Origin of the sequence: Methylobacter sp. Wu1, assembly GCF_036553575.1 — a bacterium.
Classification (GTDB): Bacteria; Pseudomonadota; Gammaproteobacteria; order Methylococcales; family Methylomonadaceae; genus Methylobacter.
In genome coordinates this window covers 1-9,649 of sequence record NZ_JAZHOC010000005.1, presented here as the reverse complement: position 1 = coordinate 9,649, position 9,649 = coordinate 1, and the positions used below count along the sequence as shown (strand labels likewise).

Here is a 9,649-nt window from a genome sequence, read left to right as displayed (position 1 = left end):
CCGATGCACTACGGCCGGACTTCATAATTTGGTTGCTGCCACAATCCGGGCAGGTAATTTCTTGATAACAGGTCATGCTCCATATTATATGAGCAAATCACATATTTGACCCATTACCCGTAAATCAATAGGCCGATTTCGATCGCTTCTTCGTCAAAAATTAAAAATTAAGAGTCGTAATGATCTTCAAGGATTGAAAATCATTACGGATTAGTGCGCTATAGCACTGGGCTGCCGCGCCAAGGCGCACAGCAGTTCGTCAAAGTCGACCGGTTTGGTCAGATAGCTGTTGAAGCCGGCAGTCCTCGCCGTTTCACGATCCACTTCCCGTCCGTAACCGCTCAGGGCGATCAGATGCATCCTTTTCAGGGCGGGATCTTGCCTGAGCGCCCGCGCGACCGCGTAGCCATCCATGCCGGGCAGGCCGATGTCGAGCAGCGCGACTTGCGGCCGTTCAGCCTGTGCAATTTCCAATGCCGTGTAGCCGTCATAGGCCAGCAATACCTCGTGCCCTTCACTGGTCAGCAGCACAGACAGACTCTGGGCGGCATCGCGGTTGTCGTCGACTACCAGAACGCGGAGCGGGCCTTCATCCGGCTTGGCGTTTGTCTGACAGGAAACCGGAGTGACTGTTGATTTCCGCAGGCAAGGGAGATGAATGGCGAATTCACTGCCTTTGCCGCGGCCTTCGCTGCTGGCCCATACCTCACCGCCGTGCATCGCCACCAGGCTCTTGACGAGCGCAAGCCCAATGCCCAAACCGCCCTCGGCGCGGTCGATGGTGCGGTCTACCTGGTAGAACAATTGAAACAGGCAGGGCAGTGCCGAAGGCTCGATGCCCCGGCCGTTGTCTCGGACGCGGATGAATACTTCACCGTCCGCTGGCTCAACGGTCAGCTTGATGCGGCCGCCTTCATCGGTGTACTTGGCCGCATTGTTGAGCAGGTTCGACACGACTTGCGACAATCGGACCAGATCGCCTTCCACGTAGACCGGTTCAGGCGGCAGCTGTACCGTGAATTCGTGGCGGCGGGCATCGATCAACGGCTGGCTGGTTTCTATTGCCCGCTGCACGATAGCCGACACTTCGAGAATTTCTTTCTTGAGCTCGATCTTGCCGCGGCTGATGCGCGACACATCCAGCAGGTCGTCCACCAGCCGGACCAGATGCTCGACCTGACGATTAATAACGTCTCGGCACCAGGCCTGCCGCGTTTCGTCCAGATCCGGACGTTTCAGGATCTGCGCGGCGTTACTGATCGGCGCCAGCGGATTGCGCAGCTCGTGGGCCAGCATGGCCAGGAATTCATCCTTGCGGCGGGCGATCTCTTTCAGAGCCTCTTCGGCTCGTTTGCGCTCGCTGATATCAAGCGCATGGACTACGATGCCGCGCACCTGTCCCTCGGCGTCGACGTCCGGGGCGTATGTCGTATGGACCCAGCGGTCTTCATTGAGGTAAGGGGCCTGAAGCTCGAAATCGACCTGCTCGCCGGCCAGAGCCCGCTCGAGGTAGGGGCTGAGAGTCTGCCAGGCGGGCTCGCCAAGAATATCGCGCACATGGCGGCCATACATCTGTTCAGGGTTATAGCCGAGCCACAGTTCGTAATTCTTGTTAGCGCGACGGTATCGGCATTCCTTGTCGACATAAGACATCAGCGCCGGCGAATTATCCATGCTCACCCGCAGCAGATCGCGGGCCTGTACGGCTTCCTGTCTCGCTGCCTCCAGTTCGGCCGTACGTTCGGCCACGCGCTGCTCCAGTAATGCGTTGGCTTCGCGTAGCGCCTGTTTGGCCCGCTTCATTTCAGTGATGTCGATGCCAACTTCCAGGATCATCGGCGAGCCGTCGGTATCGGCGAAAGGAAAGTCATGGATTTCGTAAACATGGCCGTCCGGGCCGGTCCAGAGCCATTCCAGCGGCGCATTGGTTTTCATTACCTTGAAGGTGTCACATTTTTCGCAGGGCTCGCAGCGGTTGAACAAATATTCATAGCAGGCCCGCCCGCGGGCATCGCCGTAGCGCTGTTCGAAAAAACGGTTGGCGAAGGCTACCTTGTAATCCTGAGTCAGTAGCACTACATAAGCCGGAAGCGCCTGCAACAGGTCATGCAGCCGCTGACGTTCGGCTTGTACGGCTGTATAGGCTTGGGCCAGCTCGGCAGTGTGCAGTGCCACCTGGCGGCGCAGTTGCCAGGTCCACAGGCCCATGAGCGCCAAAAGGCCGGCAGCGATCCCTGCACCCCAAACAACGTACTTGACCGGAAACGAGAAGGACGTGTCGATATCGAGCCACTTTCTGTAGAGCCGGTCGTACTCACCGTTGGCCTTGACGATGGCGAGCCCCTGGTTGAGACGATCGCGCAGTTCAGTGTCACCTTTGCGTACGGCGAAACAGAATTCCCGCCGATATTCCTTGAGCAGCGGGCCGGGCGCGACTATCTTCTCCAGACCGATTTTATGCAGCAGCGCACTGCCTTGCAGCAACGGCCCCAGCAATGCGTCATGCTGGCCTGAAGCCAGCAGGCGAAAGCCGTCGGCCAGATTATCGACGAGTACCAACTGCTGATTAAAATCGCGGTTGGCAAGCGCGTCGTGAGAGGCATCCGAGCGCAGCACGATAATGCTTAGGGCTCGGGCCTGTTCAATAAACTTGATGGGCGCATCTCCCTTGCGGACGAAAAAACTATCATAGCCGATCGTGTGCGGTTCAGTGAACTCCACCTGGCTTTCGCGTTCCGGCAGGTGCGCCACCAGTGGCAGGGCATCTATCTGGCCCGTTTTCAGTTTTTGCCAGACCGTATTCCAGTTGCCTGGCTGGAAGGTGACGGGAATATCCATGACTTCTGCAACCTTGGCAAACAGCTCGACAGAGAAACCGGTCGGTTCGCCCTGAGCATCAACATCGGCATAGGGCGGAAAGCTGATTTCGGAACCAACGCGCAGGGATTGCTTTTGCCCGGCGCCTGCGAGACTGGGCAGTCCCAGGATGGCAAAAGCCAGTATAAGTGCAAATCGTCTTATCAGAAACTTCATACGGGGCAGCATTTCCTGTCGAGCATAAATGCCAACAGGTTATAAGGTTGGCTAGAACATAGAGCGAAGGTCGCAGCGTCTATTGCAAGGCCGGGTAATGTTTTCAAAATCGATGCCTCATGATTGGCTCAAAAGTAATAGCCGCCTAAAAATATACAAATTAGCATAACCGCTGCAATGGCCCAAAGTCATGTGCATTTATGGGAGAGCATCTGCCGGCGGTAGCTGTTGGCGTTAATGTAATTGCGGCTTATTAACCTACTTTTTTAGTCAGGATATTTAATTACTGGCTCTATTGCAAGTTTGTTTTTGACTGGATAAGGCTGATTTTCTGATCATTGGTCAAAGGAAAAAAGAGCGGAAAAAATAGAGTAACTGATGTCACGCCGTTGCCGGGTCGAATTCATTCGGCCCGGGACAAAACGCCCGTGTACCGGCCTCTGTAGTGCGAATACCCGCAAAGGGCATAAATGAATTCGCCCCTACACGGTATCGCAGTAAAACTAAGACAGCACAGAGATCGATTCGTGCGTAACATCAGAGCGTAATCCAACAATGCTGATTGGCCGGCATGATGAATTCCGGCCGCCAGGGCATTACGTTGGCTCATAGCTTTGGGCAACGGCATAAAAGACATTTTGTATTGGCATGTCGGTTATGAATAAAAGACAAGCCAGGCAAGGTCGCCCGAGTCCATCCGGCTAATAGTGCCGCGCTGCCCGCTAATTGTAGCGGCTCGCAATTATCCCATTTTCAGCTCAAATTAAGGTTCAAAACAATCCTAATGAGGCACTTTAAATGTCTCATGCCACTGTTCCGTTTGAGTATGCCAATACGGAACAATAGCGATATGGGGCAAGCGAATTGGCCATTTTTCAAAGATAGGGGAACAGATCTAACTGCAAACAGCGGCCAGTCAAATACATGAACCGGCGGCTCTATAAGGTCATCTAATAGATAAACGATGCTGAGCTAGATCGTAACTTGTCAGGCCTGCCAATTGAGCGGTGAACGCCCTCCTGCCCGTCTGCAAGTGATATAAGGCGTTGATCCTGCTTATCCCCATCAGAAAAAGGTGAATGACATGGCGGCAGTCCTCAAGTTGATCCTAAAGTTAATACAGTTAAAGAACATTGCAGAGATCATGGACAAAATCGGCAAGGTTCTGCAAGCGCAGGCGATACCTGCGGCGCAGCGGTTTCAGGCCCTACTCTCGGAGGCGATGATCCTCTTACGGGAAAAGACCGAAGCCATAGTCCAGGAAATCAGTCAACCACCCCAGCCTGTGACGAGGGCGAACAAGGCCGTTGACCGCGCTGAAAATTACATGCACAGCTCGGTACCGACCGCGCAAGGGAGGGAAACCGTCTCGGAAGTCAGCCAGCGGCTGGCTCGCCTGTCTGATGTTTTCGATGCCGTTGAATTGCTGTTTGTCACCGATGCCGAACAAAGGCTGCTGGGGGTGGTGCTTTTATCCAAGCTCCTGGTGGCCAGGCCCCAGACGGCCATCGATGAACTGATGAACCGGGCTGTCGCCAGCGTCACCCTGGCTGACGATCCGGAATTAGTGGCCGAGGTGGCGTTAACCCATCAGATACCTGCCGTGCCGGTGGTGGACGAGCAGGGGCGCCTGCTCGGCGCCGTGCCCGCGCACACGGTATTCAAAATCATGCGCAAGGAGCATATCGAGGACATGGATCGCTTGGTCGGGATATGGCGCCATTCGGATCAAGCGCTGTCTGCCATCGAGGGCGACCCGCTCCGCCGCATGATGAACCGTTTGCCCTGGTTGATGGTGGGTACGGTGGGCTGCATGCTGGCGGCCGGCCTCATGGCGACCTTTGAAAGCACACTGAGGGCGGATGTCGCGGTCGCCTTTTTCATTCCCGGCATCGTGTATCTGGCCGATGCTATCGGCACGCAATCGGAAGCGATTGCCGTGCGGGGACTCTCGTTCAGCAATACGCCGATCCCTCAGCTGCTGAAGGGAGAACTCAAGACTGGCCTTTATCTGGGCATCGCCTTGGCGCTTGTCGTTTTTCCGTTCATTTGGCTGATTTTCAATGCGTCCATGGCGTTTTCTGTGTCAGTGGCCCTGATTTGCGCCAGCAGCGTTGCCACCAGCATCGGGCTGCTGCTGCCCTCGATCCTGTCCCGGCTGGGGCGAGATCCTGCCTACGGCAGCGGCCCGGTGGCCACGATTGTTCAGGACTTGCTCAGCCTCTTGATCTACCTTAGTGTGGTAAGCTTACTTATTTTTTAATAAAAGACCATCGGCTAGAAAATCCGTTTGTGGCAGACGCTCAGCCAGCGTAGCGCTGACGCCGGCTGTCGCATGGCTTTTCAAATAGCTTGGTCAAACTATGACTTCACTTTAATTATTATCCGGAAATCTCATGTCAGTTGAAATTATGCTCACCGTGGCCGTCACATCGATTATCCAGTCCGTCTTCGGGGCGGGCGTTTTGCTGTTCGGCACGCCTTTGCTGCTGCTGTTCGGCTACGAGTTCGTGGATGTACTGATCGTCCTGCTGCCGATTTCGGTCGCCATCAACCTGCTGCAAATCCTCAAGCATCACACCCATATCGATTTTGCCTTCTACCGTAACATCCTGATGCTGACGCTGCCGCTGATCGCGGTATTTTTGTTTCTGGTGACCCATGTGCGGATCAATATCAGCTTATTGATTGGTTTGTTTTTATTATTCATCGCCTTTAAGGAGTTTTCGGCCACGGTTGCCCGGCTCATCGACCGGATGATGGCGTTTGAAAAGACCTATTTCCTGCTCATGGGCATCGTGCATGGCGTGAGCAACCTGGGCGGCTCCCTGTTGACCGCCCTGGTGCATCACAAGCACTATGAAAAGGATGTGGCACGGGTCACGGTGGCGGCGTCCTATGGCACCTTTGCCGTGGTCCAGTTGTTGACGCTGGGTTTTTTCAGCCGTCAGCAAATTGACGTGTCGCTGGCCGACACGGGCATTTATATGGTCGTCGGGGCGCTGGTCTTTATGCTGAGCGATGAAATGCTTTACAGCCAGATTGATCGGGAGAAGTACCAGCGTATCTTCGCGGTTTTTCTGGCGCTGTCCGGCGCCGTGCTGGTATTAAAGTCTTTGAACTAAACAGGTTTCGAGCGTGTTATTGAGGGTAAATAGTTACTTATGAATCAATTGATCGCAATCGCCCTGGGCGGCTCTGTCGGCGCAGTGACGCGCTTTCTTGTCGCTAACGGCATCTATGCCTGGCTGGGGCGTAACTTCCCGCACGGAACGCTGTTTGTCAATGTGTCCGGCTCGTTTCTGATGGGCTTTCTGACGGCGCTCATGCTGCAACGCTTTGCCCTGGCCGTCGAATACCGGGCGGCCATCCTGGTCGGTTTTCTGGGCGCCTACACGACCTTCTCCACATTTGCCCTGGAGACTGTTTATTTGTTCGAGGAAGGCGGCCTGCTCAAGGCGGGATTGAATGTCTTGCTCAGCGTGGTGCTCTGTTTGACGGCGGTATGGATCGGGCTGATACTGGGACGGCAGCTGTTCGCCGGCGAGGCCTATTCGTGGTTAGGCCACGGATTCCTTTATCGTCATCTGGGCTTGGGCATGCTCGCGGCTTTTTTGCTGACGGTGCTGGCGGAATACCTGTTCCATCGCATGAATCTGACGCTGGAGCTGCGGGCAGTCAGCCTGATTCTGATCCTTGGGGTGCTGACGGTTTCGTCAACGCTCTGGCTGGCATTCAAGCTGCCTGAAATCCGTTTGGAATTTCAGGGGCTGTTAAGTCTCTTCGTCATCAATGCCTTGTTCGGCGTGGCGGCGGTCTGGTTAGGTCTATTAATGGGGAATTGGTTATGGCAACTCAATCTGTCACGGTAGCGCGCATCTACCTGCGCGAAGGCGAACATCAACAGAAGAAGGTCATGAAGTTGCTTCATGACGATGGCAGGGTCATGGGGGCGACCGTCTTCCAGGGCATCGCCGGCTTCGGGCCGGATGGCGTCATGCGTACCGCCTCGCTGGTCGATCTGTCGCTCGATTTGCCGCTGGTCGTGGAGTTTTACGGTGAGCCGAGCCAGATGGCAAGCGTGATCGATAAGCTGACTCAGCAATTGCACTTGCTTCACATCGTCAGCTGGCCCGCTTTAAGCCATGTTCCTGACGCATGATATAAAGGCTATTGTAACAGCTGAACGGCACCTGCTTCAGCGCTCATAAAACCCGATGCTCGATCTCATATTGCTATTTCTCGCCGCATTTGCCGCAGCGGCGATTTCAGGCGCCGCAGGCTTCGGCGGCGCCCTCTTGCTGCTACCGTTGCTGGTAGCCATGGTGGGCGTAGTACACGCTATCCCGTTGTTGACCATTGCGCAACTGATTGGCAATCTCTCCAGGGTCGGTTTCGGTTTCAGGCAGATTCATTGGCGGCCGGTAGCGCTTTTTCTGCTCGGGGCTATCCCGTTCAGCTTATTGGGAGCCGCATCCTTCGTTCAACTGCCGAAGGATGTGGTGACGCGTGCGATTGGGGCCGCTCTCCTGGCATTTGTGGCGCTGAAGTATTTCGGCGTGTTAAAGCTCAAGGCTAGCTCTGCCTCATTGGTGATGGGAGGCGGCATGGTCGGCTTCCTGTCGGGATTGGTGGGCAGCGCTGGGCCGCTTGGGGCGGCCTTCTTTCTTTCGCTCGGTTTGCCTCCTGTTGCCTACATCGCCAGCGAAGCCACAACTGCTTTGGCGATGCATGGCGTCAAGGCGGTGGTTTACCAGCACTACATCGCACTGGATCGGGAATTCTGGCTTCTGGCCGCACTGATGGGCAGCGCGATGATTCTCGGAACCTGGTCGGCCAAGCGCTTTATTGAGCGTATGCCACAGGCGATCTTTCAACGATTCGTGGCGGTTTTGCTGGTGGGTATTGCGGGCTACATGCTGATCCACGGATAGCAAGCGGCGCAGTAAGCCTAACACGGTGCCGCACTGGGCCATCGCTTAATTTCGATTAGCAGGAGCATTTGAACAGAGACCTATGCTTTGGGTGAATAAGACAAATTTCCTGTTCAAATGCTCCCGCTAGCCCTTATCAAATATGCTTGAAATTCAGAGTAGTGCGGTAGAGCCGTTGGCAGCGCTGTCAACGGTTTTCAATCAGACTTTGGGGCAGGGGCTAAGAAGCAAGCATGTTCAGTCGTACCTTGTTCCACCTGCAGAGTACTATGGGCAATCGAGAAACGGGTCTTGAGCGTCTGCGCAAGATCGTCCATAAAGGCATCGCCGGGGTAGCCATCCGGCATGATCAGGTGGACGGTCAAGGCGCTGTCCGTGGTACTCATGCCCCAGATGTGCAGATCGTGGATCTCGGCTACGGCAGGATGCTGCAGCAAGTAGTCGGCTACGGCGGCCACGTCGATATGCTGCGGCACGGCAGACAGCGCCAGTTGCATCGACTCGCGCAGCAGGTCCCAGGTGCTGACCAGGATCACGGCGACAATGACCAGGCTGATGGCCGGATCGAGCCAATACCAGCCCGTGAATAGCATCGCGATCCCGGCTAATACTACGCCGAGAGAGACGGCGGCATCGGCGGCCATGTGCAGATAGGCGCCGCGAATATTCAGATCACTCTTGCTGCCTTTGACAAACAGCCATGCAGACAGCCCATTGATGACGATGCCAGCGCCCGCTACCTGGGCCACGATCAATTCGGCCACCGCCGGCGGCGTCGAGAAGCGCTGGATGGCTTCCAAGGCAATGCCTCCGGAGGCCATCAACAGGAGCATGGCATTCGTCAGCGCCGCCAGAATTGAACTGCTGCGTAGGCCATAAGTGTAGCGGGCATTCGGCGCTTTCTTCGACAGTAACGCAGCCCCCCAAGCCAGCAACAGGCCCAGCACGTCGGATAAATTATGCCCGGCATCGGCCATTAAAGCGGTCGAGTTGGCGATGAAGCCATAAGCGAACTCGGCCACGACAAAGATCGAGTTCAGCAAGATGGCGAGGATGAAGGCCTTGCCATAATCGTTTGAATGGTTGTGTTTATGGTGGTGGCCCACGCCATGCGCATGGCCGCCATGCTTATGCATAGCGTCATGATCGTGCGTATGATGGATCATCAGTCTGCCTCCGGATAAGGTTCATTAATGTGTTCCAGCAGGTTGGACAGCATCCCTGAAATGTGTTGATCGGCAGCCACATAAAACATCTGTCTGCCCTGGCGGTTGGCTTTTACGATGTGGGTTGCCCGTAACAGTCGCAGGTGGTGACTGACCAGCGGTTGGCTTAGATTGAGCTTGTTGGCGATATCGCTCACGGCGATAGGCTCATCCAAGCAGGACAAGAGAATCCGTAAGCGGGTTGTATCGCCCAGCAGGCGGAACAGGTCAGCGAGTTCGGCGACATTGTGATCGATCGTTGAGTGAGTCATTGATATTAACAATTAAATAGATGTTTATATATTAGTCCTGGCAGATTATAATTTGCAATAACTTGATACTAATTAAAGCAAACAGATTTGGCTCATAATGGATTCCGGGGAGTTAGCTGATAATCAGTTCCAACAGTGAACTTAATAACGCTTTACCGCGTTTTCTGGCGTTATGCACAAATTCAAAAAAGCCTAAATAAATGGG

At 54.9% G+C, this 9,649-nt stretch carries 8 protein-coding genes; 5 read left to right on the top strand and 3 right to left on the bottom strand.

What is annotated here, in order from left to right; all coding sequences use genetic code 11:
• Positions 1–210: 210 nt before the first annotated feature.
• A complete protein-coding gene (locus V2P20_RS00185) occupies positions 211–3,033 on the bottom strand; it encodes a transporter substrate-binding domain-containing protein (protein ID WP_331814749.1) in 2,823 nt (940 codons plus the stop codon).
• Positions 3,034–4,117: 1,084 nt separating this feature from the next.
• Here V2P20_RS00185 and V2P20_RS00180 point away from each other — a divergent pair.
• The 5 genes from V2P20_RS00180 to V2P20_RS00160 all read left to right on the top strand — a co-directional run bounded on the left by V2P20_RS00180 (position 4,118) and on the right by V2P20_RS00160 (position 7,967).
• Complete coding sequence (locus V2P20_RS00180; protein ID WP_331814746.1) at positions 4,118–5,296, top strand: magnesium transporter; 1,179 nt, start codon at positions 4,118–4,120, stop codon at positions 5,294–5,296.
• 133 nt (positions 5,297–5,429) lie between these two features.
• Positions 5,430–6,158, top strand: coding sequence for a TSUP family transporter (locus V2P20_RS00175; RefSeq protein WP_331814743.1), 729 nt, complete (start codon positions 5,430–5,432; stop codon positions 6,156–6,158).
• A gap of 39 nt (positions 6,159–6,197) precedes the next feature.
• Entirely contained in the window at positions 6,198–6,905 is a 708-nt protein-coding gene (crcB, locus tag V2P20_RS00170; protein ID WP_331814740.1) for a fluoride efflux transporter CrcB, read from the top strand.
• Positions 6,881–7,195: a DUF190 domain-containing protein gene (locus V2P20_RS00165; RefSeq protein WP_331814737.1), complete on the top strand. Its 315-nt coding sequence runs from the start codon at positions 6,881–6,883 to the stop codon at positions 7,193–7,195. Before crcB ends, V2P20_RS00165 begins: the two co-directional genes overlap by 25 nt.
• A gap of 55 nt (positions 7,196–7,250) precedes the next feature.
• Positions 7,251–7,967, top strand: coding sequence for a sulfite exporter TauE/SafE family protein (locus tag V2P20_RS00160; protein ID WP_331814734.1), 717 nt, complete (start codon positions 7,251–7,253; stop codon positions 7,965–7,967).
• 197 nt (positions 7,968–8,164) lie between these two features.
• On the opposite strand, the gene V2P20_RS00155 is transcribed toward V2P20_RS00160, so the two are convergent.
• The gene (locus tag V2P20_RS00155; protein WP_331814731.1) at positions 8,165–9,133 is read right to left on the bottom strand and encodes a cation diffusion facilitator family transporter; all 969 of its coding nucleotides are present in this window, start codon (positions 9,131–9,133) and stop codon (positions 8,165–8,167) included.
• Positions 9,133–9,444: a metalloregulator ArsR/SmtB family transcription factor gene (locus tag V2P20_RS00150; protein WP_331814728.1), complete on the bottom strand. Its 312-nt coding sequence runs from the start codon at positions 9,442–9,444 to the stop codon at positions 9,133–9,135. Before V2P20_RS00150 ends, V2P20_RS00155 begins: the two co-directional genes overlap by 1 nt.
• Between the last annotated feature and the right edge of the window lie 205 nt (positions 9,445–9,649).